Source organism: Micropepsis pineolensis (genome assembly GCF_055392125.1).
Window position 1 is genome coordinate 400,191 of sequence record NZ_AP042408.1, and the last position, 24,970, is coordinate 425,160.

Sequence of the window (24,970 nt, forward strand, 5' to 3'; positions counted from 1 at the left end):
ATTAGGTGATAAAGTGCCCAGCAAACCGGCGTGCATAGCAGATGCGCAGAAAAAGCCGTTGCCGTCGGCGGCATACGGCCCTATTTCCCCCGCTTAACCGATCAATCACAAGGGATACCGGTATGGCGTTTAAAAGTGACATCGAGATCGCCCGCGAGGCTTCTATGGCCCCGATCGGCGAGATTGCCGCCAAACTGGACATTCCGGCCGACGCCCTGATCCCCTATGGCCACCACAAAGCCAAGCTGTCCTACAACTATATCAAAAGCCTGAAGGGCAAGCCCGACGGCAAACTGGTGCTGGTCACCGCGATGACGCCGACCCCCGCAGGCGAAGGTAAGACCAAGACCGCCATCGGGCTGGGTGATGGTCTGCGCCACATCGGCCGTAAAGCCGTGGCCTGTCTGCGTGAACCGTCGATGGGCCCCTGTTTCGGCCAGAAGGGTGGGGCCACCGGCGGCGGACAGAGCCAGGTTCTGCCGATGGAGGATATTAACCTCCACTTTAACGGCGACATGCACGCCATCACCTCGGCGATCAATCTGCTGGCCGCGATGATCGACAACCACATTTACTGGGGCAACGAACTGCAAATCGACCCGCGCCGCATCAACTGGCGCCGGGCGGTGGATATGAACGACCGGGCACTGCGGTCGATTGTCGGCTCGCTCGGCGGGGTCGCTAACGGCTATCCGCGCGAAGATGGCTTTGACATTACCGTTGCCTCGGAAGTGATGGCCATTCTGTGTCTGGCCGAGGATCTGGAAGATCTGGAACGCCGCCTGGGTGCCATTATCGTCGGCCAGACCTTTGATAAACGCTATATCACCGCCACCGATCTGAAAGCCGCCGGGGCAATGAGCGTGCTGCTCAAAGACGCGCTGATGCCCAATCTGGTTCAGACGCTGGCAGGCTCCCCCGCCTTCATCCATGGTGGGCCGTTTGCCAATATCGCCCATGGCTGCAATTCGGTGATCTCGACCCGCACCGCGCTGAAACTGGCCGATTATGTCGTGACCGAAGCCGGATTCGGTGCCGATCTTGGCGCAGAGAAATTCTTCGATATCAAGTGCCGCAAGACCGGGCTGGCTCCCGCCGCCGTGGTGATCGTGGGCAGTGTGCGCAGCCTGAAACATCACGCCGGCATCGCCAAAGCCGATTACGGCGTCGAAAATGTTGCCGCGGTCGAAACCGGCCTGCCCAACCTGATCCGCCACATCCGGAATGTAAAACAGTTTGGCGTACCGGTGGCGGTGGCGATCAACCAGTTCGTCACCGACAGCGAGGCCGAGCTTGCCGCTATCCGCGCTGCGGTCGAGGCTGAAGGCTGTGAAGCCATCGCCTGCACCGACTGGGCCGATGGCGCTGCCGGGGCCGCCGAACTGGCCCGCCATGTCGCGGGCTTGTGCGACAGCGGGATTGCCGATTTCCAGACGCTTTACCCAGACGAGATCAGCCTGTGGGACAAGATCGATACCGTCTGCCGCCGGATTTATGGCGCAGGCGACGTCACTGCTGACGATGCCACCCGCCGCAAACTGGGCGCGTTTGAAGCCGCCGGATTTGGCAAATTGCCGGTCTGCATGGCCAAGACCCAGTTCTCGTTCTCGACCAATCCTAAGGTTAAAGGCGCCCCCACCGGCCATACGGTTAAAATCCGTGATGTACGGCTGTCAGCCGGGGCCGGGTTTGTAGTCGTGCTGGCGGGCGACATCATGACCATGCCGGGCCTGCCGCGCGAGCCTGCCGCTAACCATATTTATCTCAATGAAGCCGGGCAGATTGAAGGGCTGTTTTAACCACAACTCCGCCGCCACCGGGCGGCCGGGCAGGTTCAAAGCCCTGTTTCTTTTGCGGATTTTGTTAAAATTGGGGCTGGCGAAAACCGGATCGCCAGCCTAAATTTTTCTGGCAATTCGTAACCGATGGCGTCATGACCTCCTCTATGTCCGAAGCTGAACTTTTTGACGCCACCGCGCGCGCCCATTCCGCCATTTTCCTCCACAAGCCGGAAGACTTCGAAGGCATGCGCCGCGCTGGTCGGCTGGTCGCCGAGCTGCTCGACATGCTGGTGCCCGAGGTCAAACCCGGCGTCACCACGGCCTATCTCGACAAGCTGGCCTATGATTTCACCATCGCCCATGGCGCACTGCCCGCTTGTCTCGGCTATCGCGGCTATCGCTACACGCTGTGCACTTCGCTCAACCATGTCGTCTGTCACGGCCAGCCCAACGATAAGCCGTTAAAAGAAGGCGATATCGTCAACATTGATGCCACCGTGATTGTCGATGGCTGGCATGGCGATTCCTCGCGCATGTATCCGGTGGGCGAGATCAAGCGCAAATCCCAGCGCCTGATCGATGTCACCTATGAAAGCCTGATGCGTGGCATTGCCGCGGTCAAACCCGGTGCCACCACCGGCGACATCGGCCACGCTATCCAAACCTATGCCGAAGGCCAGGAAAATTGCGCCGTGGTGCGTGATTTTTGCGGTCATGGGCTGGGTCGGGTCTTCCATGCTCTGCCTAACATCGTACACTATGGTAAGCCGGGGACCGGATATCCGATCAGACCCGGAATGTTCTTCACCATCGAGCCGATGATTAATCTAGGGGGCTATGGCGTGAAGGTGTTAAGTGATGGCTGGACCGCCGTCACCCGCGACCGCTCGCTGTCTGCCCAATTTGAACATGCGATTGGCGTGACCGAGAATGGCATCGAAATCTTCACCCTGTCGCCCAAAGGGCTCGATAAACCCACCGCTCAATTCTGATCCGGTGCCGGATCAGGCCGCCGAGGCGTTGCGCCGGTTTACCGGAGCTGCCCTTGCGACGACGGGCCAACCACACCCGTATCCACACCCGGCGCTGCCACCTGTCGCGGCCGAAATCGCCGCCGACACCAAGACACCACCGCCAGATTACCACGGCCATCGCGAACGGTTGCGGGCCCGCTTTCTGGCCGATAATGGCGCGGCCATGCCGGATTATGAGCTTCTGGAGCTCAGCCTGTTTGCCGCCATCCCCCGGCGCGATGTTAAACCGCTGGCCAAAGCGCTGATCGCCCGCTTCGGCGGCTATGGCGAGGTGCTGGCCGCACCGCGGGCCCGCCTGCTAGAAGTGGCGGGGGTCAGCGACGCCGTTGCCACCCACTTAAAAATTATTGAAGCCGCTGCGCTGCGTCTGGCCAAAGCCAAGGTGATGAACAAACCTGTCTTAAGCTCCTGGGCCGGTCTGATGGATTATTGCGCCGCCGCCATGGCCCGCGAGCCGCGGGAGGAATTCCGGGTGCTGTTCCTCGACCGCAAAAATGTACTGATCGCCGACGAGGTCCAGTCCACCGGTACCATCGACCACACCCCGGTCTATCCGCGCGAAATTCTCAAGCGATCGCTGGAGTTATCTGCTTCGTGCCTCATTTTGGTACATAACCATCCCTCGGGCGACCCAACCCCGAGCCGGGCGGATATCAAGATGACACGCGCCATCGTCGAAGCGGCCAAAGCGCTCAAAATTACCGTGCATGATCATATCGTGGTCGGCCGCGGCGGCTATGCCAGTTTCAAATCGTTTGGTTTGTTGTAGAACGCCAGCAAATCTTTTCGCCAAACCCGTTCGTCAATCAATGGAAGTGCGCCCATGATCCCCCGCTATGCCCGCAAGGCAATGACCGACATCTGGTCGGCCGAGACCAAATTCCGCATCTGGTTCGAGATCGAGGCCCATGCCGCCGACGCAAATGCCGAGCTGGGGGTTATCCCTAAGGAAGCCGCCGCCAAGGTATGGGAAAAGGGTGGCCCGGCCACCTTCGACATCGACCGCATCGACGAGATCGAAAAAGTCGTCAAGCATGACGTCATCGCCTTCCTGACCCATTTATCCGAAATCGTCGGGCCGGAAGCACGCTTCGTCCATCAGGGCATGACCTCGTCCGACGTGCTCGACACCTGCCTTGCGGTGCAGTTGAAGCGGGCCGCCGACCTGCTGATCGCCGATGTCGACAAGCTGTTGGAAGCACTGAAGAAGCGCGCGATTGAACACAAACTCACCCCGACCATCGGCCGCAGCCACGGCATTCATGCCGAGCCGACCACCTTCGGGCTGAAACTGGCCGGCTATTACGCTGAATTCGTCCGCGCCCGTGCCCGGCTGGTTGTCGCCCGCGACGAGGTGGCAACGTGCGCCATTTCCGGCGCCGTCGGCACCTTTGCCAATATCGATCCGGCGGTGGAAGCCCATGTCGCCGAAAAGCTTGGGCTGACCGTCGAGCCGGTTTCAACCCAGGTCATTCCGCGTGATCGCCATGCCGCCTTCTTCGCGGCGCTGGGGGTTGTTGCCGCCTCGGTCGAGCGGTTGTCGGTGGAAATCCGCCATTTGCAGCGCACCGAAGTGGGCGAGGCCGAGGAATATTTCTCGCCCGGCCAGAAGGGATCTTCGGCCATGCCGCACAAGCGCAACCCGATCCTGTCGGAAAACCTCACAGGGCTGGCGCGCATGGTCCGCGCCTATGTCACCCCGGCGCTGGAGAATGTGGCGCTGTGGCACGAGCGGGATATCTCGCATTCCTCGGTCGAACGCTATATCGGCCCCGACGCCACCATTACACTGGATTTCGCCCTTGGGCGGCTCGCCGGTGTGGTTGAAAAGCTGGTGGTCTATCCGGAGAAAATGCAGAAGAATCTCGATGCCACCCACGGGCTGGTCCACAGCCAGCGCGTTATGCTGGCGCTGACCCAAAAGGGCGTGGCGCGCGAAACCGCCTATGCGCTGGTGCAGCGCAACGCCATGCGGGCCTTTGGCGGTGAGGGCTATCTGCTCGATCTATTGAAGAAGGACGAGGAGGTCACGGGCGCGCTGCCGGTGGCGGAGCTCGAAGAATTGTTTGATCTCGGCTATCACTTCAAGCGGGTCGACACAATCTTCGCCCGTGTCTTCGGCTAGGCTGCAGACATCGATAAAAGACATCCAGAAAAAAGGCCGGCAGCTTTAAAGGCGTGCCGGCCTTACTTTTTTCGAAAAGATTACATCTGGTTCAGCTTGCACACCGCGCTGCGTTTGGCCGCCGCGTTGCAGTCCATACTCTCGAAAGGCGATTTGCTGCCTTCCAGAGGAATGAAGGCCACCAGCCCCTTGGGCTGTTCGGGGCAGACAAACTCGACCACATAACGTTTCTTGGCGGTTTCCTGACCGATGACATGCAGCTTATCGACCGAAGCCGAGCAGGCCACATGATGGGCGGAAAGCGCATCAACAAAGGTCTGTTTGGTGACGATGGGGCCGCTGTCGGTCAGCTTGCAGATCAGCCCGCGTTTAGCCGCCTCGCGACACGGCATGGTTTGCGGCGAAACCATCTGACCTGGCAAGGCCGTCACCAGAATATAGCCGCTGCCACCGGTGCAGGCCGCTTCATTATATTCGATCTTGTTTTTGGTATTCTGGCCCAGCCAGTTCAGCCCGGTAACCTCGCAAGCCACACCGGCCTTGCTGAACACCGCGCTGGTCATCGTCATCGGATTGAGATTGGCGGGCAGTTTGCACACAGTCCCTGGCGCGCGCCCGGCGGCAACATCGGCTTTACGGGTGGCTTCGGCCGCAAGGCAGGAAAAGCCATAGGGTGTACCGCCATCAACCGCGACCAGGAAATAGCCCATGCCGTTGGAACAAGCCGCTTCATAGGTATGGGTATCGAATTCCTTGCCCTCGATGGTGGCTTTACCTTCGGCGGCGAGCACCGCATCGGTCACATCACAGGCCAGCGGCATGGTTTTGGTCAGCAGAGCCGCAGCAGCCTTATCTTCAGCCATCAGCTGTTCCAGCGTCTTGCCTTTGTTTTTACCCTTGGTCAGACGCTTGGCAGTTTCGCTGTACTCACCTAGCTTGTTGAACTGCTCCTGGGTCATGATCCCGGGCGAGATATGGCTGCCGTCGGCGCCATGACCCGCCACAGGATTATCCGGGGCCGACTGGGCCCACGCCGCCCCGCACAGGGCGAAGAAAGACAGGGCGCCAAGCGCCACCACACATCCCGCAATCCGTCTCATCCTAAGTTCTCCCAAAGCTTCCCCGGCGTTTTTCTTTTTAACCAATCATCCCAGCTGCCGCCAGCGCTGCCATTACCATCAGACTTTCAGGCTCACGCCACCTCACGCTATACTGGTATCACAACCCAATACTGCCACAAACAGAGGGAGAGAAGTGTAATTTGTACACTTTGACGCGCACATCTTTTTGACTAAGACCGCGGGCAGATACGCCGCAGGCCCCGTAACGCACTGAAAACACATAAAAAATATAAATGATGTTCATGCTTTGCGTTTTTGGCATAAAACAATGCGGGTGTGCTGTCCCGAAGCATTGCCGTGGCATAGGGGTATGGCTATTTTGCAGTGGGATTTGACGGGGCCTGGTAGCGAAAGGCCCCGTTACGCTTTAACGAGGCGGAGATGGAAACAATGAAACGCCGGCGCGTACTTTACGAAGGCAAAGCCAAGATACTGTACGAGGGTCCGGAGCCTGGCACGATCATCCAGTATTTCAAGGATGATACGACAGCATTTGATGCCACCAAAAAGGCGGTCATTGAAGGCAAGGGCGTTCTGAACAATCGCATCAGCGAATATCTGATGATGCAGCTCAACGCCATTGGCGTTCCGACCCACTTCGTCAAGCGCCTCAATATGCGCGAGCAGTTGGTCAAGGAAGTCGAGATTGTGCCGCTGGAAGTGGTGATGCGCAATGTCGCTGCCGGTTCACTGGCCAAGCGCCTCGGCCTGGAAGAAGGCACGGCTCTGCCACGCTCGATCATCGAATATTATTATAAAAAAGACGAGCTGCACGACCCGTGGGTCAGTGAAGAGCATATCACGGCCTTTGGCTGGGCCAGCCCGCAGGATCTTGATGACATGGTGAACCTCACCATCCGCATCAATGATTTCCTGACCGGTCTGTTCCTTGGCGTCGGTATCAAGCTGGTCGATTTCAAGCTGGAATTCGGCCGCTTGTGGGAAAACGACTATATGCGGATCGTGCTGGCCGACGAGATCAGCCCGGATTGCTGCCGCCTGTGGGACGCCTCGACCAACGACAAGATGGACAAGGACCGTTTCCGCCGCGATCTGGGCGGGCTGATGGAAGCCTATTCCGAAGTGGCGCGGCGTCTTGGCATTATGCCAGAGTCCGGCCAGTCGGATAACAAGGGCCCTAAGCTGGTGCCGTAAGGCATCCACATTAGGGGCCTCGAGATACAGGCCCCGGGGCAACACCCGGGGCCTTTTTGCATTCCAAACCATACGGATTTGACGAGATGAAAGCGCGCGTCTTTATCAGACTGAAAACCGGTGTCCTCGATCCGCAGGGCAAAGCCATTGGCAAGGCACTGACCAACCTCGGTTTCGACGGGGTCGGCGAAGTGCGTCAGGGCAAGCTGATCGAAATTGAGCTGGCCGAAACTGACCCGGCCAAGGCCAAGGCCGCCCTGACCGAGATGTGCCAGAAGCTTCTGGCCAACACGGTGATCGAGCGGTACGAGATCGAAATTCTCTAAGGGCCAGCAGGGGGCTTTATGCGCAAAATCTTTGCGGCCGGTTTGGCATTGGGGCTAACCTTCGGGGCGTCCTGGGCGGATAATACCGCCCCTGTACCGCCGACAGCGGCACAGATTGCTACTGCCAAAGAGTTGATGGAGGCCAGCGGAGCAGCACAAACCCTGCTGCCGACGCAAAACCTTGAAGCTGCGCTGGTTCAGGCCCGCAAAATGGCCCCCGGTCTGGACGATAAAACCCTGGCAAAGCTGCGCCAGATTGTGACTGAAGAATTCAACGCCGCCCGTCCGGGCCTGTTGGAAGACGCAGCCAGAATCTATGCCGCGCACCTTTCCGAAGCCGACATGCGGGCGTTAATCGCCTTTTATCACAGCGAGACCGGCCAGCATCTGGTCGCCGCCACGCCAGAGATCATGTCGGAAGCCAGTCCCCTGATCACACCGATTATGCAGCACATTATGAAACGCGTGATGATGGAGCTGGTCTCCACATCGGACGACAAAGCGGGAAGTAAAAAGAAATGAAGTCAGCCGTTGTTATTTTCCCCGCCTCCAATTGCGACCGCGATGCCGTTGTCGCCCTGGAACAGATTACCGGCAAAACGCCCTATCGCATCTGGCACGCCGACAGCGAAATTCCGGATGTCGATCTGATCGTACTGCCCGGCGGCTTCTCCTATGGCGACTATTTACGCTGCGGCGCGATGGCGAGCCAGAGCCCGGTGATGCAGACCGTCAAGGAGCGCGCTGCACAAGGCGTGTCGGTGCTTGGCATCTGTAATGGCTTTCAGATCCTGACCGAATCCCATCTGTTGCCGGGCGCCCTGATCCGTAACGCAGGGCTGAAATTCGTCTGCAAACCGGTCAGCCTTGAGGTCTGTGAAACCCAGTCACGCTTTACCCGCAAGTATAAGCCGGGTCAGCAGGTAGTTTTCCCGGTCGCCCATGGTGAAGGCAACTATCTGGCCGACGCAGAAACACTGGACCGCCTGGAAGGCGAGGGCCGTGTGGCGTTCCGCTATGCCGGGGGTGAAAACCCCAATGGTTCAGCGCGCGATATTGCCGGTATCCTCAATGAAGGGCGCAACGTGCTGGGCCTGATGCCCCACCCCGAACGGGTGGTTGATCCTTTGCTGGGCGGCACCGACGGGCTGGCGATGTTTGAAGCTTTGATCGAATCCGTGAGCTGAAGCCAGCGAACCCAAAGCCGCCCGCGCGGACAGCGTTGGCAGCCTTCGCCCTTTGCCAAGCGACGAGCCATTTTAGAAACGAAGTGACAAAGCAATGAGCAGTATTTCTCCCGAAGTCATCCGCGAACACGGGCTTAACGAAGCAGAATATGCCCGCATCGAGGGCCTGTTGGGGCGCGCCCCCAACATGGTCGAGCTGGGCGTTTTCTCGGTGATGTGGTCCGAGCATTGCTCCTATAAATCCACCCGCGCCCATTTGAAGAAGCTGCCGACCAAAGGCCCGCGCGTCATCCACGGCCCCGGCGAAAATGCCGGCGTGGTCGATATCGGCGATGGCGACTGCGTCGTCTTCAAGATGGAAAGCCACAACCACCCCAGCTTCATCGAACCCTATCAGGGTGCAGCGACCGGCGTGGGCGGCATTTTACGCGACGTCTTCACCATGGGTGCCCGCCCGGTGGCGATGCTGGACAGCCTTCGCTTTGGCGAGCCGAGCCACCCCAAGACCCGTTCGCTGGTTTCCGGCGTGGTGTCAGGCGTCGGCGGTTATGGCAACTGCATGGGTATCCCGACGGTTGCCGGCGAGACCCAGTTCAGCGCCTGCTACAACGGCAACAATCTGGTCAACGCCATGTGCGTCGGCGTTGCCAAACAAGACAAGATCTTCCTGTCGGCGGCCAAGGGCGTCGGCAATCCGGTGGTTTATGTCGGTTCGAAAACCGGCCGCGACGGCATTCATGGTGCCACCATGGCGTCGGCGGAATTCAACGCCGATTCCGAGGAAAAGCGCCCCACCGTGCAGGTTGGCGACCCCTTTGCCGAAAAGCTGGTGCTGGAAGCCTGTCTGGAACTGATGGCGTCGGATGCCATCATCGCCATTCAGGATATGGGTGCGGCCGGTCTGACCTCGTCCTCGTCGGAAATGGCCGACAAGGGCGGTGTCGGCATCGAGATCAATCTCGACAAAGTGCCCCAGCGCGAAACCAACATGACCGCTTACGACATGATGCTGTCGGAAAGTCAGGAGCGCATGCTGGCGGTGCTGAAGCCCGGCCGCGAAGCCGAAGCCGAACGCATCTTCAAGAAGTGGCAGCTGGATTTCTCGGTCATCGGGATCACCACCGAGGGCCACCGCCTGATCGTCAAGCATAAGGGCGAGGTTGTTGCGGATATGCCGGTGGGCTCCCTTTCGGATGCCGCGCCGGTTTACGAGCGCCCCTTCGTCAAGCGTGCCCCCTATACCGGCACGCCCACTTTCGACAAGACCCGCTCGCTGACCGCCAGCCTGACCAAGATTATCGGTTCGCCGGATCTGTGTTCCAAGGCATGGGTTTACGAGCAGTATGACAGCTCGGTCATGGCCGACACCGTGCAGCACCCCGGTGGGGACGCCGCTGTGGTCCGCGTGCATGGCACAAGCAAGGCCCTGTCGATGACCGCCGACGTGACGCCGCGCTATTGCAAAGCCGATCCGTTCGAGGGTGGCAAGCAAGCCGTGGCGGAAGCCTGGCGCAATCTGACGGCCGTTGGCTCGCTGCCGCTGGCGGTGACCGATAACCTGAACTTCGGCAACCCGGAAAAGCCCGAGATCATGGGCGAGATCATCTCGGCCATCGACGGTATCGGCGAAGCCTGCCGTGCGCTCGATTTCCCCATCGTGTCGGGCAACTGCTCGCTCTACAATGAAACCCAGGGCGAGGGCATTGATCCCACACCGACCATCGGCGCCGTCGGCCTGATGGCTGATGTCCGCAAGATGGCGACGATTGCCTTCAAACGCACTGGCGACGTCATCATGCTGATCGGCGACGTGAAGGGCCATCTCGGCCAGTCGGTCTATGCCCACGAAATCGAAGGCATCGCCGGTGAAAAGGCCGGGGCCTGCCCGCCGGTTGATCTGACACAGGAAAAGAAAAACGGCGATTTCATCCGTGGTCAGATAGAAGCAGGGCTCGACACCGTGCACGATATTTCAGACGGCGGCATTGCCGTGGCGCTGGCCGAAATGGCGCTGGCGGGCAAGATCGGCGCCGATGTTGCCGGACAGGGTGACAAGATCCCGTTCTTCTTCGGCGAAGATCAGGCCTGTTATCTGATTGCCGCCCCGGCGGACAAAGCGCAGAGCCTGATCGCCGCCGCGGCAGAGGCGGGCGTTAAGACCGCCAAACTCGGCACCGTTGGTGGTACGGCATTAACGCTGGCAGGCGAGGCGGTGGAAGTCGCCGCGCTCAAAAAAGCCCATGAAGAATGGCTGCCGACCTATATGGCGGGCTGATTGTCCCCCACACACAAATAGAAAAAAGCCCGGCAGCGTTGCCGGGCTTTTTTTATGGGGTAACCAGAAAGCCGCATCAATGCTCTGGCTTGGTGACCACGGTCTTCTGAAACAGCGCGCCGAAATAACGGTGCTGGCGCAAGGGATAGCCCCGCACAGCCATTGGCAGATGGTCGTGAATATCGGTGCGCCACATATCGAGCGCGAAGGGCTCGAAAATGCTTAAGAAAACCGCCCACAGATAGCGGAATGGATTCCAACGCTTCGGCATGGCGAAGTCGGCAATCACCACCTGACCACCCGGGCGCACAACACGGAAACTCTCGGCCAGGATGCGTTTACGCACCGGATCAGGGGTTTCATGCAGCAGGAAGAACAGCACCACCTTGTCATAGGCGGCCGAGGGTAAAAACATCTCGGCGGCATTCATCTGCATCAGACGAATGCGGTCATTGACCGGCAGCTTACGCCGGACATTTTTGAGCTGAATAGGCAGCACGTCGATAATGTCGAGACGCCCGCGCCCCGCCAGCACCCGTTCCGCCGTCTTGGGGATAACATCGCCATAGGCGCAGGAGACCTGCAACACATGGCCATCTTCTGCCGCCGCAAATTCCCGCAGCACCGCGCGGCGCATGCGATTATATTGGGTCAGCAGGATGAGGTTAACGATCCATTGCCGGTCGAAGAACCAAACGGCGAAGGGATGAATATAGGTCCACCAATAGACCCGCTGAAGATAATCAGGAACCGGTATGTCGCGAACGGTTTCCTCTTCGCACAGCGGGGCCTGGGCTAGACCATAAACACTCGAATTGCGTTCCATAAAGACCCTTTTACACCCAGCCCGTCCGCACCCTGATTACCTGTTTTTCGCCACCGGTAGCGAGCAAAAAATGCCGCAGGTATTATCTGTCCCAGCCTTGCAGCACTTTTTCGGCGCTAAACGCCTCGGGGGTGGTTAAAAAACGCCGTCTTGCTGAGGATTTTGCGGCGCCGGGGCCGCTGCTGGCATATTCAAAGAAGCGAACCTCTTCCGGTTCCAACTGAAGTTTGCTGCCGTTTTGGGCAGTGTAGCCCATCGCAGACCAGCCTTCAGGCACAATATGGTCGTCCATCCAACAGTTCAGATAGGCACAGGCGCCCACATTGTCGGGATCGCCATAACGCTTGCCATCAGCAAAGGTCCTAGTGTGCCGCCAGGGCCGCCCCAGTGCCACGGTGTGGGCAGCAACACCGGGCTCCTTAACCAGACGACAGCCAGAGAACACCAAGCCAACCGGCTGGTGCACATCGGTATCGGGGGCAGCGATATACCCGTTAAAGGCCTGACCGGGGCGCAGGCGCGAAACAATCTCGCATTGCGTAAACCAGGCCCGCCCGGCCCCAAAAATGAAATCAACGCTGCCGGTAATGCGGCATGCCTCGAAACGGCTGCGGCCACTGTCCGTATACAGCGTGTCCTGATGGCCGGTGATGGCGACGCCGCGCAGCAGGCAGCGGTCAGCCGCACCATGGATAGACAGGGCAATGGCCTGCGCACCGCTGGCCCCGGTCTTGTCGGTCGGTACCGGCGGCGGCAGGTGGCCGACATAGTCGAAATCATTGGCAATGGTCAGATGTTCAGCGCAAAAATCGGTAGCCGTCACCTCAACCGTCTGGGTTTTAAAGGTGCCGATGGGTTTACCATCCGGCCCAATATCACCGGCGGAGGCACCGGATGTGATGACCGTTTCTGCCTGCCCCGCGCCAATCAGGTGGATGAAAGGCTTGTCGATCGCCAACCGTTCACGCCACACCCCTTTGGTGATTAGAATACGGTACGGGCTGTGCGGGTGGGCAGGTGCTGCGGCCAGCGCGCTGGCGATGCTGGTAAAGCGGGGGGCTTGGATGTCATCCCGCGGTGTCAGGCTGACCAGCGCATCAACCCCGTCCATCGCCCACGCCATCTGCCAGGGCAGCATCGCCCCCAGCGCACCCACACCCATCTGACGAAGCAGCTCCCGACGGTTCATCACACCCCATTTTCGTTATAGTTGCTGAAATAATGTTAACGCCCCATACGGGTGCAGTGCAGCAATAAAAAAGCCCGAAACCGTTAGGTTTCAGGCGATCATCATCACATTTCAGAAAGTTGGTTGCGGGGCTAGGATTTGAACCTAGGACCTTCAGGTTATGAGCCTGACGAGCTACCGGACTGCTCCACCCCGCGCCATTTTTCCGCCCGTTGCCGGGCAGGGATCGCGATATAGGACATCGCGTTGACACTGTCCATCCCCTTAATCCGTTTAAATTTATTTCCGTGCGGAAATTCCAGACCGGCCACTAAAAACATCCACCACGGCGAGAGCGAATCGATCCGTGCATTTGAAAATTCCACCCGCAAACCGTGTCCCGAAGCGGGGCAAAATAACCGCGGGCAAACCGAATCACGGCTAACACATTATTTTTGCATAGTTTTTTAATATTGCCGTTCTCTGCAATTCCGATTGCTGGCGTCACTGGCTATCGCTATAACCCCTCACACGTTGTTAGGCATTCTTTTCCAGTGAGGAAGATGCATGGGTATTCAACTTCCGCTAGGCTACCGGCCGTCGGAGAGCGAGCCCTTTATGAGTGAGAGGCAGCGCGAATATTTTCGGCGCAAGCTGATGGCTTGGAAAGAAGACATTCTGCGCGAAAGCCGTGAGACGATCGAAAATTTACAAAAAGAAACGGTGCCGCATGCGGATTTGGCTGACCGTGCCTCGACCGAGGCCGAACGCCAACTTGAGCTGCGCACGCGCGATCGCCAACGCAAGCTGATTGCCAAAATCGATTCTGCTTTATCGCGGATCGAAGACGGTTCTTATGGTTTCTGTGAGGAAACCGGCGAACCCATCTCGCTCAAACGGCTCGACGCCCGCCCGATCGCCACCTTGTCGATCGAAGCACAAGAACGGCATGAACGGCGCGAAAAAGTCTATCGCGACGATTAAGCCATAAATTTAAGGGGGCCCAGCGGCCCCCTTTTGTTTTTTTCAGGCGACACACCTGCCGCACCCGTTACCAGGGCAGGATTGCGTCCAGAATTTGTGTGCCCCAACGCGGGCTCTGCACGTCGCTCATCGTGCCGCGACCACCATACGAGATGCGCGCCTCGGCGATCTGGGTCAGATTCACCGTGTTATCACTGGTGATATCTTCGATGCGCACGATGCCGGAAATCTGCAAATCCCGCAGCTCGCCATTGACCCGCACCTGCTGATGACCGCCGATTACCAGATTGCCGTTGGGCAAGGTCTGGGTCACCAGCGCAGCCATTGTCATGGTAATGGCTTCGGAGCGATTGATGGAGCCCGTCCCCTCGTTCGACAGACTGGAGCTGTCGTTTACCAGAGAACTTGGCGTCATAAAGGATGGTAGAAAGGTTTCGGCACCAAACATGTTGGTGACACCGGCCGCTTCGGTATTCGTGCGTGTCCGCTTGGTATCATTAGACAGCTTGGCCGTGTCGGCGATCGCAATATCGACCGTAATAATATCCCCAACCTTGCTGGCGCGCGGATCGCGGAAGAAGGCGTGGGAACCAGCTACCCACAGGGAACCGGCACCGCGCTGTTCACCCGAGGCCTGCGGCATTGGCACCGAAACCGGGTTTTGCTCGCCCGGCCGACTGATTCCGTCCAGTTTGGGGTCAGTACCGATTTCCTTCAACCGCTCCACATTATTACAGCTGACCAGAAGCAAGGCGGCCCCCAGGCCAAGTGCAATGCGATAGGAATGCAAAGCCATCACAGACCTCCTTCACGGTGCGGCACTGGAAAGGGTGGCGGTCGGGACCGCCGCGGCGCCCGCCGTAATCGTCAAACCGCTGCCGGTTACAGCTTTAACCTGACCGGGGCCCGTCACGATGGCGCTAACCTGCCGGAACGACACCGGATTTTGCACCGTCACCATTTCACCCATGCCCCCGGCACTGATCGCGCGCATGGTGGCATTAAGGGAAACACCGGGAACCTCGTACACCATGGTTACGGTCGAACCTTTAGTGACAATAATGGGGTGACGGAAATCGACCGCGCGCACGGCTTCCCCGGCGCGCAACGCCCGCCGTGTTTCCAGTCCCGAAACCTGGGCGGCCGCCGTAACCGTGCCCGACTGCGTCATGCCGGACACCGGCACCACGGTGAAATCCGACGGACCGACAACATCGCCACGGGCAATATCGTGCACAGGCACCACAATACGCTGCCCCCCGGCATAGGCCGGACCAGGAAAGGCGGCCAGCGCAAGCGCCGCGATTAAAGCGCCAAGGATCAGGTAAAGACGGATTTTCATCACGAACTCCCCATATTGGCTGTGGTTTGCAACATGCTGTCGGCAGCGGAAATGACCTTGGAATTCATCTCATAGGCGCGCTGGGCGGTAATCATGGTGGTGATTTCGGTTACCGAATCGACGTTGGAGGCTTCGAGATAGCCTTGCTTGATCGTGCCATACCCGGTCGAACCCGGGGCACCGGCCTGCGGCGCACCCGAAGAATCTGTTTCGATGGCCAGGTTATCGCCCAGCGATTCCAACCCGGCTTCGTTGGGAAAGCGCGTCAATTCGAGCTGACCGACATTGGTCGCAGTACCGGCAACCGTGGCCTCGACAATACCGGTCGTGCCGATGGTCACGTCGGTGGCGGTGGTGGGAATGGTGATACCCGGCTGGACGGTATAACCATCCTGGGTCACCAACAGCCCGGTCGAAGACAGCGTGAAGTTGCCATCACGGGTATAGGCGTCGGTGCCATCCGGCATCTGAATGCGGAAATAGCCTTTGCCACTGACGGCCAGATCATAGGTGTTCGAGGTCTGTGACAGATCACCCTGCGAGGTGATGCGGTAGATGCTCTGCGTGCGCACACCAGCGCCGAGCTGAACACCGTTGATGATGGTGCCGGTATCCGAGGACTGCGTGCCCGGGGTGGCGATATTCTGATAGAGCAGGTCGACGAAGGCCGGACGCTGCTGCTTGTAGCCGGTGGTATTCATATTCGCCAGGTTGTTGGCGATAACCGAAACATTGGTGGACTGGGCCTGCATCCCGGTCGATGCGATGGAAAGTGCGCGCATAGTCAATACTCCTTACGACGGGATGGTGGCGAGTTTGGTGATGGCGTTGGTGTGCAGGGTTTCCTGCCCGTTGATCAGATTGGCCACCGCCTGGTACGAACGCATAACGTTGATCATGTCGGTCATCTGGGTCACCGGCTCGATATTCGAGCGTTCCAGCATGCCCTGCTTGAGGCTGTAACCGCCATCCGCCGGGGTCGCGACCTCGGTTGTGTTAAGGTAGGTATCGCCCTCTTTTTGCATCGCCCGCTCGTTATTAAAGCGAACGATCTGCAACCGGCCGATCTGACCCTGATCGCCACTGACCACGCCGTCGGTACCAATCGTGACGTCGCCATCTTCCTGCGCAACCGAGATGGCACCGCCGTCGCCCAGCACCTGATCGCCTTCGGAGGTCGTGATCCGCCCTTCGGAATCCAGGGTGAAATGGCCATTGCGGGTATAACGCTCGCCGCGCGCGGTCTGCACCGCGAAATAGCCATTGCCGTTGATGGCAACGTCAAAGGTATTGCCGGTTTGCTCGATGCTGCCTTCCGACATATCGCGAATGGAATTGGGGTTGACCACGAAGTCGATGCTCTGCGGGCCTTTCTGCCACTGCGAGGGACGGCTCTGATGGACATATTCGTCAAACTTTGACTCTTCGCGCTTATAAGCAGCGGTATTCATGTTCGCGAGGTTATTCGCGATGACATCCATCGACCGTTGCTGGGCGAGCTGATGCGACAGACTGATGAGTAGCGTGTTATCCATTGGCGCTCACGGATCCTTTCTGGTCCTTCGCCGGATATGGTGCACTGTTCATGCCAGAGGGTGGGGGCTGATTTTCGTAGGTTTTTTGTTTGGCAAAAACGATTCCTACGGTAAAAATTGCCGGGTATAGGCTTGTCTTGCCGGGAATTTGAACTACTCGTTAACCACAGCGGCTTACCCTTGTGTTTGCTGTTGCAGGACGGATAAGCGCGTAAAATGGCGGATACAGATCAGGACGAAACAGAGGCCGGCGCACCGGCAGCCAAATCGGGTCTTTTCGGCAATAAGAAAATGCTGATGATCGCGATTGTGGTGGTGATTTTGCTGCTGGCCGGCATTGGCGCCGCGCTTTATCTGTTTGTGTTCAGCAAAAGCGCTGAACCGGCTGAAGCCCATGCCGCCGCCGATACCACCCAGGCGGGGCCGCCCGCTGTGGCCTATTTCGACATGCCCGATATTCTGGCCAACATTCAGGGCGCCGACGGTTCCACCGCCTATCTCAAGCTTTCGGTGTCGCTGGAAGTCGCCTCGCCCGAGGAAAAGGCCGGTATCGAAGCCTTGCAGCCCCGTATCACCGACCAATTACAGGCCTATGTGCGCGAATTACGCGCCGATGATATTAAAGGATCGGCCGGTGTCATGCGGCTGAAGGAAGAAATGTTACGGCGGGTCAATGCCGCCGCCGTGCCCTATCATGTGCGGGACGTCCTTCTGAAGGAAATGGTGGTGCAGTAATGGCCGACGAACCGGAAAACGGTGGCGATGACCTGGACGCGCTGCCGATCAGCAGCGCCCTGGGTGCTTTTGCCGCCCAGGATACCGGTGGAGATGATGACCTCGACTCGTTGCCGATTGGCAACGCGTTGGGCGGTTTTGCAGCCGCGGCGGAAGCGGCAGGGGCCGGGGGCGATGACGGGGCCTCGGAACGCATCCTCAACCAGGAGGAAATCGACAGCCTTTTAGGCTTCGATATGAACAGCGAGCAGCTGCAGGACAAGTCCGGCATCCGCGCGATCATCAATTCAGCCCTGGTCTCCTACGAACGTCTGCCGATGCTGGAAATCGTCTTTGACCGCCTGGTGCGGCTGATGACGACCAGTTTACGCAATTTCACCTCGGATAACGTTGAAGTCAGTCTGGACAACATCACCTCGATCCGGTTTGGCGACTACCTCAATTCGATCCCGCTGCCCGCCATTCTGGCGGTGTTTCACGCCGAACAGCTAGACAATTACGGTCTGTTCACCGTCGATTCCAACCTGATCTATTCGATTGTCGACGTTCTGCTCGGCGGGCGCCGCGGCGCTTCGGTGATGCGCATTGAAGGTCGCCCCTACACCACGATCGAGCGCTCGCTGGTTCAGCGCATGGTCGAGGTGATCCTGCTCGACATGACCCAGGCGTTCGAGCCGTTGTCGCCGGTGAATTTCCAGCTCGACCGGCTCGAGACCAACCCGCGCTTTGCCGCCATCGCCCGGCCAGCCAACGCCGCCATCGTGGTCAAGCTGCGCGTCGATATGGAAGACCGCGGCGGGCGCATTGAACTTTTGCTGCCCTATGCCACGCTGGAACCGATCCGCAAACTGCTGTTGCAGCAGTTCATGGGTGAAAAATTCGGCCGTGACTCGATCTGGGAAGGCCATCTGGCCACCGAATTATGGTCGACCACGGTGGAAATTGATGCCATCCTTGACGAACAAATCATGCCACTGAACCGGATCATGAGTCTGGAAATCGGGCAGACCATTTTGCTAAACGCCACGCCGGAATCGCGCATTCAGTTGCGCTGTGGCGGGGTGCCCTTGTTGTCGGGACGGATGGGCCGCTCGGGATCTTCGGTGGCGGTGCGCGTCGAGGAAGCCATACGGCGCACGGATGCGTCGCGCGCACTTTAGGGGGCTGCCATGAACCTTTCCATCATACTGGAAATTACCCTGACGCTCTTGCTGGTCGTCACGCTGGGCTATTGCATCGTATTGGAGCGGCGGCTGGCTGCGGTCAATAAAGGCCAACAGGCCTTGGGCAACACGGTGCGCGAACTGAACAACGCCATCGAGCGGGCCGGGGCAGCGCTTTCTGCACTACGCACCGCATCAGGCAGCGTGGTGGCCGAGCTGAATGACCGGGTTAAATCGGCCCGCTCGCTGGCGGACGAATTGTCGCTGCTAACCGCTTCGGGTGAACGCATTGCCGAGCGCTTTGACCGCGCGATTTCGGCTAAGCATGCCGCCACGGCGGCGGCACCGACTGGCCTTCCTTCGGAAAGCGTCATGCAGCGGCTTGAGGCGCTGAGGACGGTGCGATGAAACCCATTAGTTTCCGGCGGATACTACCTCTGGTGGTGGTCGTCGGCGGGGTTTTGCTGGCGGTCAAAGGCGAGGGGCTGGTGCGCACCGCGCTGGCGCAGGGGCTGGATGCGATGAGTGGCGACACCTCGATCCTGGCCGAAGATACCGCCCCGCTGGCGGGCAACGATCTGGGACAGGACGAAAACAGCGAAAGCGCTGGCCGTGGCGATGTTGTCTCGGCCCTGGCTAAGCGCCGTGAAGAGCTGGATGCGCGCGAAGCGGCGATTCAGGATCAGATCCAGCTGGTTGATGCGGCGGAAAAGCGCGTCGACGGCAAGATCGACACCCTCAAGCAATTGCAGGATCAGATTAATCAGTTGTTGGGCCAGCGCGACGGTGAAGAGCAAAAACAGGTCACCTCGCTGGTCAAAACCTATTCGGCGATGCGCCCGAAAGACGCGGCCCGCATCTTCAACAACTTAAGCGACGATGTGCTGATCCCGGTGGCTGCGGCGATGAAGCCGGACGTTTTGGCCATGGTGATGGCCGGAATGAATTCGGATGCGGCACAGAAGCTGACCGTCAATCTGGCCAACCGGCTGAAATTGCCCGCTGTGGCTGCCCCAACGGTGCCAACAACGACTGATGCGCTGATCTGTAATCCCAAAACACCGATCCCGACCGGACCTGCTGCCGGTGCAGCAGCGCCTGACGCCCGCAAGGGATAGTCCATACAAACCGGTTTGAACGAAGCACGGCTTTAAGGGCTGACGTATTTTAGGGCCGTGTGCAGTGAGACTTTTACGGAAGGTTAAAGGCGTCCGTTTCATGTTCGCCAGAGTAGAGATGAGGCAATGCGGGTGAGCGGTGAGCGACGGTATGTTCCGCGCCTGGTAATCGGCGCTTTGGCGGGCATGCTGTGCACCGCGGCACCGGTATGGCCGGCCGATAGTCTTGCCGGGGCCTCTTCGGGTGGATATGGCCGCCTGACGCTGACCCTTGATGCTGGCACCCCGCGCGCGCAGGTTTCGGGCAGCGTGCTGGTACTGACCTTCCCCAATAAGACCACGCTCAAACCTTCTGATATTGTGCGCGCCCTGCCCGGTTACATCAGTAACGGCCACGCCGATGCCGACGGCAAAACCTTTCGCTTTGCTTTGAGCCAGCCGCTACGGCTGCAAACCAGCACCGCAGGCAGCAAAACCGCCTTTGACCTGATTCCACCCGGCTTCAGCGGCAACCCGGCACCGCTGAAAGGCCCCGCCAAAGCCGCCCCGCCTAAACCGGTGGATATGGACAATCTCGAACCGCTGAAGGTTCGCTCGGGGGCCTATCGTAACTTCTCTCGCGTGGTGTTCGACTGGCCGCGCAATGTGCCCTATTCGGTTTCGGCGGCACCGGGCCGTTTGAGCTTACGCTTTGGCGCACCGGTCAAACCCGATTTCACCGCACTGGAGCGGGAGATGCCGCCATGGGTCAAACCCGCTGGCTGGCATATCGATGGCCAGAACACGATTATCGATCTGACCACGGATTCCGATTCCGGCTATCATGATTTCCGCGATGGTTCGCATGTCGTGGTCGATATTCTGGCCCCGAAAACCGATACCGGGGCTTATCAGCCGCCCGGCACGTCACGGCCCAGCGTTTCCTCGTTTAAAGACACCGCCAGTCGCGATAAGGGGCGGGAATCCGGCAAAAACGCAAATGTCAGCGCCGAACAGGCGGCTGAAATCAACAAAGTTTCGGCCAAACTCAACAATCCCAAACTGCCCCAGCCGCAGGTGGTTGCCGCCGATGGCAAGCCCAGCGCCACGCCCGCCGGCACCTTGCAAATTCAGGGCAAGCTTGGCCGTGACCGTGCCGAACTGATTATTCCAGGGGCGGCATCGCGCAGTGTGGCGGCGTTTGCCCGTGGTGTCACCGCCTGGGTGGTGGTGCAGGGCGCACCCACCTTCGACATTTCGCAGGTCAAAGCGCTGCAAAACGGTATTCTGGAAAGTGCCGATACCATTTCTTCCAGTGGCGTCAGCGTACTGCGCCTGACCACAAAAAAACCGGTCCGCATCGCGGCCTACGCCGATAACGGTAACCTGCGGGTTGAGCTGGGCGGATCCCCCGCCAGCAACGTTCAGAATGTCGGCTTCACCCGCGGTCAGGATGATTCCGCCCGCGCCGCCCTGATTGCCAGCCTGGAAGGGGCGGGCAAAACGGTGACACTGAACGATCCCGGCGCACGGGACAAACTGATTGCGATCCCCGGTACCATGGGCCAGGCGGTTCTGGCCGAGCGTAATTTCGTCGATTTCACCGTTCTGCCCACCGCAGCGGGGGTGGTTGTTGAACCCTTTGTCGATGATCTGTCGATCAATATCGCCGCACCACGGGTGGAAATCACCCGCGCTGGTGGCCTTGCCCTGTCGCAGGGCGGTGGTACAGGCGAGCAGACCCTGCAGCCACCTTCGGCCAGCGAAGACAGTTTCCTTGATTATGCCCATTGGGGCCGCATGACCGGGGGCAGTTTTCTCGCCACCGAACGCAATTTACGCGCCCAGATCGGACGCCCCGGCAAGAATGCCGATCAGGCCCGGCTCGATCTGGCACGGTTTTATCTGGCCAACGATTTTGGTGCCGAAGCGCTGGGCATCGTCAACATGATGCAGGGACCCAACGCCAACGCGGCCAGCCCCAACGCGGTTCAGCTGCAGGTTATGCGCGCGGCTGCCGATTATCAGATGGGCCGTTATCGCGATGCCCGCACCGCGCTATCCGATTCCTCGTTTGATTCCGACCCTCATGCCGCGTTATGGCGCGGGCTGGCCGATGCCGCGCTGGAAAATTACGAAAGCGCCGCTGCCAATCTGGAGCATGCCGCGCCGGTTTTAAACCGCTATCGCAGCGATATTCAGGCCAGAGTACATTTGGCCGCGGCGGAAGCCGCACTGGCCACCGGTCGGCGCGATGACGCCAAGAAACATATCGACATGATGCCTGCCGATGTACCCGACACACTGAAAGCACGGGCAGATCTGGTCCGGGCGCGCTATTATGCGCTGTGGGGCGACAAGCGCACTGCCGACCAGCTTTTTGCCGCGGTCGAACGTGGCAATGATCCGCGCGCAGCCGCCGAGGCTTTATATTATCGCATTGATGCTGGATTGCAGTCCGGTCAGATATCGCCCGAACAGGCGATCAATGCACTGGAGCGTTTGCGCTTCCGCTGGCGTGGGGACTCGCTGGAAGTTAAAACCCTCAACAAGCTGGCGATGCTCTATTTCAAGCAGAAGAAATGGCGTGATGGCTTAGGCGATTTGCGCGTGGTGGCCAAATATTTCACCGGAACCGATGCCGCCAGCCGGGCCCAGGACCAGATGCGGACGCTGTTCTCGGACATGTTCCTGCGTGGCCGGGCCGACAACATGCCGCCACCCGACGCGCTGGGGCTGTTCTATGATTTCATTGACCTGACCCCGATTGGCCCCGATGGCGACGAAATGATCCGTCACATGGCCGACCGGCTGACCGCCGTCGATCTGCTGGGCCCCGCCGCAGACCTGCTGCAATATCAGGTCACCCAGCGACTGGACGGCATGGGCCGCGCCCAGGTCGCCGCCAAACTGGCAGCGGTGCAGTTGATGGACCACAAACCACAGGTGGCATTGGAAACCCTGCTGACCACGCGGATTTCGGCGATGCCGGACGATGTCGCCGAACAGCGCCTGCTGTTGCAGGCCCGTGCGCTGGCCGATTTAAAACGCTGGGACGAGGCGCTTGACCTGATCGGGGTTGATAAATCCGCCGACGCAGATCGGTTCCGCGCCGACGTCTATTGGAAAAGTGCCAACTGGCCAGCCGCCGGGCAACATATGGAAGTCTCTTTAGGCAATCGCTGGAACGACGCGTCCCCACTGAGCGATGGCGAACGCCAGCAGGTTTTGCGCACCGCCGTCGCCTATGCGCTGGCCGGTGATGAAACCAGCCTGAACCGGGTCCGCGCCCGCTATACCGCGCTGATGAATGCCTCGCCCGACGGCAAAGCCTTCGGAATCGTGACCCAGCGTACCGACATGCGGGGCCTCGCCTTCCGCCAGGCGGCGGCGCAGGTGGCCGCGGTCGATACGCTGAAGGGCTTTATGAACGATATGGAAAAGCCGAAGAAGAAATAGCGTGCAGAAATAAACCGGCTTTTTTAAGCCGGTTTACCGATCAGATCGGCGAAGTCGGCAAAGACCTCACGATAGATATCACGCTTGAACGGCACAATCAGCGCCATCAGCTCATCGGCGCTGGCCCATTTCCATTGGTCGAATTCCGGCTCGGCCGTAGCGATGGCGATATCGGCATCACTGCCGGTAAAGCGTAAAGCCACCCATTTCTGCTTCTGACCGCGATAGCGGCCATGCAGTGCCACACCGATCAGATGATCGGGCAGATCATAGCTCAGCCAGTGATCATTTTCGTGCAGGACGGTGGCTTTATCGGTGCCAACTTCTTCCTGCAATTCACGTAAAGCCGCCACAACCGGGGTTTCCCCTTCGTCGATACCGCCCTGCGGCATCTGCCAGGATTCGATGGTCTGATCGATACGCCGACCAGCGAAAATCAGGCCCTGTGCATTGAGCAACAGGATACCGACATTGGGGCGATAGGGCAGGGACTTGGCTTTATCGTTCATTTCGACGCTTTGGCAACAGAGGGTGGAGAAACGGGCTTCGGCGCGGAAACTACCGCCGAGGCCGGTGCCAGCACAACACCCTTGGCCGGCAGGGTCTCCTGCCAGCGGCTGATCCGGTCGATCGTAACCGGATAAAGCCGGGCATAACCAATAGCATGGCCCTTGGCGCGGGCGATTTTTTCCAGCTCGGCCAGCTGGCGGTCAATCGCCGTTGCATCGGGAACATCATCAATGGCGACATCGGCATGACCATAGGCCGTGCCAGCCTTACCCGCCGCCACGCTACTGGCACCGCCATGACCGGCATGATTGTCAATGAACAGCAACCCCCGGCGGGCCAGGAAAGATAACACCGGTGAAATCGAGCTGGGGTCGGTGAGAAATTTCTCGCCCATCAGCGGCATGGCACCGGTATAGCCACCCATCCGGGTCAGCACCCAGACCAACCGCTGCATATTCGAGACATCGTCGGCATTGGTGCGCAGCGTATAGGGACCGGCATCATTGTCGGGATAGTCATAAGGCTCCATCGGGATCTGAACCAGAATCTCGTGGCCCTTCTGGTGGGCAACCATCGCCATCTGATCGGCCCCGAAAGCATAGGGGATGAAGGCGAAGGTCACCCCGGCGGGCAACAGTGTCAACGCATTCAGGCTGGCCTTGGGGTTAATGCCGAAACCACCGACAATGATCGCAATGCGGGGTTCTTTGCCCGCAGGTGCAGCCCCGGCATAGGCCTGCATCGGCGTGGTACCGTCGGCGGCAATGCGTGGCAGCGGCCCCTGCGCGGTCTGCTCGATCAGGCCATCCTTGGGCGGTGCTGCCGGCTCGGTCTTGGCGGGGGCCGCGGGTTTGGGGGCTTCTTCGGTTTTCTTGGCGGCAAGCACCACCGGCGGGGCCACGGTCATTTTAACGCTGGCCATACCCGCCTGGGGATCGCCGAAAAATGTCACGGCAAACCACACGCCGGTCAGTAGCAAAATTACCGTAAAATAGGCAGGCGACAACGCCCTGACGGCACGCCGTAAGGCACCTTGCGATTTTTGCGTGTCATCTGCCATCGGCTTTTACGCCACCGGAATTTCTGCCCATCCTCTAGCCCCCTGGGGAGCATGAAAATGGGCGGGAATGGATCCCGCCCATTTAAG

At 59.3% G+C, this 24,970-nt stretch carries 24 protein-coding genes and 1 tRNA gene; 15 read left to right on the forward strand and 10 right to left on the reverse strand.

Features of this window, described 5'->3' with window-relative positions; translation table 11 throughout:
* Nucleotides 1-122: 122 nt before the first annotated feature.
* The 4 genes from ACZ5RI_RS01790 (at nt 123) to purB (ending at nt 4,940) form a co-directional block, all read left to right on the forward strand.
* On the forward strand, nt 123-1,799 hold the full coding sequence (locus ACZ5RI_RS01790; protein WP_464514402.1) for a formate--tetrahydrofolate ligase: 1,677 nt from the start codon (nt 123-125) through the stop codon (nt 1,797-1,799).
* 146 nt (nt 1,800-1,945) lie between these two features.
* Nucleotides 1,946-2,773: a type I methionyl aminopeptidase gene (gene map / locus ACZ5RI_RS01795; RefSeq protein ID WP_464514403.1), complete on the forward strand. Its 828-nt coding sequence runs from the start codon at nt 1,946-1,948 to the stop codon at nt 2,771-2,773.
* A complete protein-coding gene (radC, locus tag ACZ5RI_RS01800) occupies nt 2,712-3,584 on the forward strand; it encodes a RadC family protein (protein WP_464514404.1) in 873 nt (290 codons plus the stop codon). The genes map and radC overlap by 62 nt, the downstream gene beginning before the upstream one ends.
* A gap of 54 nt (nt 3,585-3,638) precedes the next feature.
* Complete coding sequence (gene purB / locus ACZ5RI_RS01805; protein WP_464514405.1) at nt 3,639-4,940, forward strand: adenylosuccinate lyase; 1,302 nt, start codon at nt 3,639-3,641, stop codon at nt 4,938-4,940.
* An 80-nt stretch (nt 4,941-5,020) separates the two neighbouring features.
* Here purB and ACZ5RI_RS01810 read toward each other — a convergent pair whose 3' ends face one another.
* Nucleotides 5,021-6,040, reverse strand: a complete 1,020-nt coding sequence (locus tag ACZ5RI_RS01810; protein WP_464514406.1) for a hypothetical protein — start codon at nt 6,038-6,040, stop codon at nt 5,021-5,023.
* 411 nt (nt 6,041-6,451) lie between these two features.
* On the opposite strand from ACZ5RI_RS01810, the gene purC reads away from it, so the two are divergent.
* From purC to purL, 5 genes are all read left to right on the forward strand, one after another.
* Entirely contained in the window at nt 6,452-7,216 is a 765-nt protein-coding gene (gene purC, locus ACZ5RI_RS01815; protein WP_464514407.1) for a phosphoribosylaminoimidazolesuccinocarboxamide synthase, read from the forward strand.
* 86 nt (nt 7,217-7,302) lie between these two features.
* Nucleotides 7,303-7,542 carry a phosphoribosylformylglycinamidine synthase subunit PurS gene (gene purS / locus ACZ5RI_RS01820; protein WP_464514408.1) on the forward strand — a complete coding sequence of 80 codons (240 nt, stop codon included), beginning with the start codon at nt 7,303-7,305 and terminating at the stop codon, nt 7,540-7,542.
* Between the two features lie 18 nt (nt 7,543-7,560).
* The gene (locus ACZ5RI_RS01825; protein WP_464514409.1) at nt 7,561-8,064 is read left to right on the forward strand and encodes a DUF2059 domain-containing protein; all 504 of its coding nucleotides are present in this window, start codon (nt 7,561-7,563) and stop codon (nt 8,062-8,064) included.
* Nucleotides 8,061-8,729 (forward strand): phosphoribosylformylglycinamidine synthase subunit PurQ, encoded by a 669-nt coding sequence (gene purQ / locus ACZ5RI_RS01830; RefSeq protein ID WP_464514410.1) that lies wholly within the window; start codon nt 8,061-8,063, stop codon nt 8,727-8,729. Before ACZ5RI_RS01825 ends, purQ begins: the two co-directional genes overlap by 4 nt.
* Nucleotides 8,730-8,823: 94 nt before the next feature.
* Nucleotides 8,824-11,004, forward strand: coding sequence for a phosphoribosylformylglycinamidine synthase subunit PurL (purL, locus tag ACZ5RI_RS01835; protein WP_464514411.1), 2,181 nt, complete (start codon nt 8,824-8,826; stop codon nt 11,002-11,004).
* A 76-nt stretch (nt 11,005-11,080) separates the two neighbouring features.
* On the opposite strand, the gene rquA is transcribed toward purL, so the two are convergent.
* The 3 genes from rquA to ACZ5RI_RS01850 all read right to left on the reverse strand — a co-directional run bounded on the left by rquA (nt 11,081) and on the right by ACZ5RI_RS01850 (nt 13,216).
* Nucleotides 11,081-11,830 (reverse strand): rhodoquinone biosynthesis methyltransferase RquA, encoded by a 750-nt coding sequence (rquA, locus tag ACZ5RI_RS01840; RefSeq protein ID WP_464514412.1) that lies wholly within the window; start codon nt 11,828-11,830, stop codon nt 11,081-11,083.
* A gap of 82 nt (nt 11,831-11,912) precedes the next feature.
* Nucleotides 11,913-13,019: a pectinesterase family protein gene (locus ACZ5RI_RS01845; RefSeq protein ID WP_464514413.1), complete on the reverse strand. Its 1,107-nt coding sequence runs from the start codon at nt 13,017-13,019 to the stop codon at nt 11,913-11,915.
* Nucleotides 13,020-13,139: 120 nt separating this feature from the next.
* Nucleotides 13,140-13,216: transfer RNA gene (locus ACZ5RI_RS01850), tRNA-Met, on the reverse strand.
* Between the two features lie 349 nt (nt 13,217-13,565).
* Between ACZ5RI_RS01850 and dksA the strand changes: the two genes are divergently transcribed.
* The gene (gene dksA, locus ACZ5RI_RS01855; RefSeq protein WP_464514414.1) at nt 13,566-13,982 is read left to right on the forward strand and encodes an RNA polymerase-binding protein DksA; all 417 of its coding nucleotides are present in this window, start codon (nt 13,566-13,568) and stop codon (nt 13,980-13,982) included.
* Between the two features lie 67 nt (nt 13,983-14,049).
* On the opposite strand, the gene flgH is transcribed toward dksA, so the two are convergent.
* Genes flgH through flgF form a run of 4 tightly spaced genes read right to left on the reverse strand, consistent with a single transcriptional unit; the run spans nt 14,050 to nt 16,859 of the window.
* The gene (gene flgH, locus ACZ5RI_RS01860) at nt 14,050-14,778 is read right to left on the reverse strand and encodes a flagellar basal body L-ring protein FlgH (RefSeq protein ID WP_464514415.1); all 729 of its coding nucleotides are present in this window, start codon (nt 14,776-14,778) and stop codon (nt 14,050-14,052) included.
* A gap of 12 nt (nt 14,779-14,790) precedes the next feature.
* Entirely contained in the window at nt 14,791-15,324 is a 534-nt protein-coding gene (flgA, locus tag ACZ5RI_RS01865) for a flagellar basal body P-ring formation chaperone FlgA (protein ID WP_464514416.1), read from the reverse strand.
* On the reverse strand, nt 15,324-16,106 hold the full coding sequence (gene flgG / locus ACZ5RI_RS01870; protein WP_464514417.1) for a flagellar basal-body rod protein FlgG: 783 nt from the start codon (nt 16,104-16,106) through the stop codon (nt 15,324-15,326). Before flgG ends, flgA begins: the two co-directional genes overlap by 1 nt.
* 12 nt (nt 16,107-16,118) lie before the next feature.
* Nucleotides 16,119-16,859 carry a flagellar basal-body rod protein FlgF gene (gene flgF, locus ACZ5RI_RS01875; protein ID WP_464514418.1) on the reverse strand — a complete coding sequence of 247 codons (741 nt, stop codon included), beginning with the start codon at nt 16,857-16,859 and terminating at the stop codon, nt 16,119-16,121.
* A gap of 216 nt (nt 16,860-17,075) precedes the next feature.
* On the opposite strand from flgF, the gene ACZ5RI_RS01880 reads away from it, so the two are divergent.
* From ACZ5RI_RS01880 to ACZ5RI_RS01900, 5 genes are all read left to right on the forward strand, one after another.
* Complete coding sequence (locus tag ACZ5RI_RS01880) at nt 17,076-17,594, forward strand: flagellar basal body-associated FliL family protein (RefSeq protein WP_464514419.1); 519 nt, start codon at nt 17,076-17,078, stop codon at nt 17,592-17,594.
* Nucleotides 17,594-18,754 carry a flagellar motor switch protein FliM gene (gene fliM, locus ACZ5RI_RS01885; RefSeq protein WP_464514420.1) on the forward strand — a complete coding sequence of 387 codons (1,161 nt, stop codon included), beginning with the start codon at nt 17,594-17,596 and terminating at the stop codon, nt 18,752-18,754. Before ACZ5RI_RS01880 ends, fliM begins: the two co-directional genes overlap by 1 nt.
* Nucleotides 18,755-18,763: 9 nt before the next feature.
* Complete coding sequence (locus ACZ5RI_RS01890; protein WP_464514421.1) at nt 18,764-19,165, forward strand: DUF6468 domain-containing protein; 402 nt, start codon at nt 18,764-18,766, stop codon at nt 19,163-19,165.
* Nucleotides 19,162-19,875 (forward strand): MotE family protein, encoded by a 714-nt coding sequence (locus tag ACZ5RI_RS01895; protein ID WP_464514422.1) that lies wholly within the window; start codon nt 19,162-19,164, stop codon nt 19,873-19,875. The genes ACZ5RI_RS01890 and ACZ5RI_RS01895 overlap by 4 nt, the downstream gene beginning before the upstream one ends.
* 126 nt (nt 19,876-20,001) lie before the next feature.
* Complete coding sequence (locus ACZ5RI_RS01900) at nt 20,002-23,313, forward strand: tetratricopeptide repeat protein (protein WP_464514423.1); 3,312 nt, start codon at nt 20,002-20,004, stop codon at nt 23,311-23,313.
* Between the two features lie 23 nt (nt 23,314-23,336).
* On the opposite strand, the gene ACZ5RI_RS01905 is transcribed toward ACZ5RI_RS01900, so the two are convergent.
* Nucleotides 23,337-23,822, reverse strand: coding sequence for an RNA pyrophosphohydrolase (locus ACZ5RI_RS01905; RefSeq protein ID WP_464514424.1), 486 nt, complete (start codon nt 23,820-23,822; stop codon nt 23,337-23,339).
* On the reverse strand, nt 23,819-24,883 hold the full coding sequence (locus tag ACZ5RI_RS01910) for a divergent polysaccharide deacetylase family protein (RefSeq protein ID WP_464514425.1): 1,065 nt from the start codon (nt 24,881-24,883) through the stop codon (nt 23,819-23,821). The genes ACZ5RI_RS01905 and ACZ5RI_RS01910 overlap by 4 nt, the downstream gene beginning before the upstream one ends.
* Between the last annotated feature and the right edge of the window lie 87 nt (nt 24,884-24,970).

Excerpts from the sequence above, each read along its gene's own strand:
- purB (WP_464514405.1), top strand. The coding sequence starts at position 3,639 with ATGATCCCCCGCTATGCCCGCAAGGCAATGACCGACATCTGGTCGGCC.
- flgF (WP_464514418.1), bottom strand. The coding sequence starts at position 16,859 with ATGGATAACACGCTACTCATCAGTCTGTCGCATCAGCTCGCCCAGCAA.
- flgG (WP_464514417.1), bottom strand. The coding sequence starts at position 16,106 with ATGCGCGCACTTTCCATCGCATCGACCGGGATGCAGGCCCAGTCCACC.
- ACZ5RI_RS01845 (WP_464514413.1), bottom strand. The coding sequence starts at position 13,019 with ATGAACCGTCGGGAGCTGCTTCGTCAGATGGGTGTGGGTGCGCTGGGG.
- purQ (WP_464514410.1), top strand. The coding sequence starts at position 8,061 with ATGAAGTCAGCCGTTGTTATTTTCCCCGCCTCCAATTGCGACCGCGAT.
- purS (WP_464514408.1), top strand. The coding sequence starts at position 7,303 with ATGAAAGCGCGCGTCTTTATCAGACTGAAAACCGGTGTCCTCGATCCG.
- ACZ5RI_RS01890 (WP_464514421.1), top strand. The coding sequence starts at position 18,764 with ATGAACCTTTCCATCATACTGGAAATTACCCTGACGCTCTTGCTGGTC.
- flgA (WP_464514416.1), bottom strand. The coding sequence starts at position 15,324 with ATGAAAATCCGTCTTTACCTGATCCTTGGCGCTTTAATCGCGGCGCTT.
- ACZ5RI_RS01810 (WP_464514406.1), bottom strand. The coding sequence starts at position 6,040 with ATGAGACGGATTGCGGGATGTGTGGTGGCGCTTGGCGCCCTGTCTTTC.
- ACZ5RI_RS01895 (WP_464514422.1), top strand. The coding sequence starts at position 19,162 with ATGAAACCCATTAGTTTCCGGCGGATACTACCTCTGGTGGTGGTCGTC.
- ACZ5RI_RS01910 (WP_464514425.1), bottom strand. The coding sequence starts at position 24,883 with ATGGCAGATGACACGCAAAAATCGCAAGGTGCCTTACGGCGTGCCGTC.
- dksA (WP_464514414.1), top strand. The coding sequence starts at position 13,566 with ATGGGTATTCAACTTCCGCTAGGCTACCGGCCGTCGGAGAGCGAGCCC.
- ACZ5RI_RS01880 (WP_464514419.1), top strand. The coding sequence starts at position 17,076 with ATGGCGGATACAGATCAGGACGAAACAGAGGCCGGCGCACCGGCAGCC.
- ACZ5RI_RS01905 (WP_464514424.1), bottom strand. The coding sequence starts at position 23,822 with ATGAACGATAAAGCCAAGTCCCTGCCCTATCGCCCCAATGTCGGTATC.
- purL (WP_464514411.1), top strand. The coding sequence starts at position 8,824 with ATGAGCAGTATTTCTCCCGAAGTCATCCGCGAACACGGGCTTAACGAA.
- ACZ5RI_RS01790 (WP_464514402.1), top strand. The coding sequence starts at position 123 with ATGGCGTTTAAAAGTGACATCGAGATCGCCCGCGAGGCTTCTATGGCC.
- fliM (WP_464514420.1), top strand. The coding sequence starts at position 17,594 with ATGGCCGACGAACCGGAAAACGGTGGCGATGACCTGGACGCGCTGCCG.
- purC (WP_464514407.1), top strand. The coding sequence starts at position 6,452 with ATGAAACGCCGGCGCGTACTTTACGAAGGCAAAGCCAAGATACTGTAC.
- rquA (WP_464514412.1), bottom strand. The coding sequence starts at position 11,830 with ATGGAACGCAATTCGAGTGTTTATGGTCTAGCCCAGGCCCCGCTGTGC.
- ACZ5RI_RS01825 (WP_464514409.1), top strand. The coding sequence starts at position 7,561 with ATGCGCAAAATCTTTGCGGCCGGTTTGGCATTGGGGCTAACCTTCGGG.
- map (WP_464514403.1), top strand. The coding sequence starts at position 1,946 with ATGTCCGAAGCTGAACTTTTTGACGCCACCGCGCGCGCCCATTCCGCC.
- radC (WP_464514404.1), top strand. The coding sequence starts at position 2,712 with ATGGCATCGAAATCTTCACCCTGTCGCCCAAAGGGCTCGATAAACCCA.
- ACZ5RI_RS01900 (WP_464514423.1), top strand. The coding sequence starts at position 20,002 with ATGCGGGTGAGCGGTGAGCGACGGTATGTTCCGCGCCTGGTAATCGGC.
- flgH (WP_464514415.1), bottom strand. The coding sequence starts at position 14,778 with ATGGCTTTGCATTCCTATCGCATTGCACTTGGCCTGGGGGCCGCCTTG.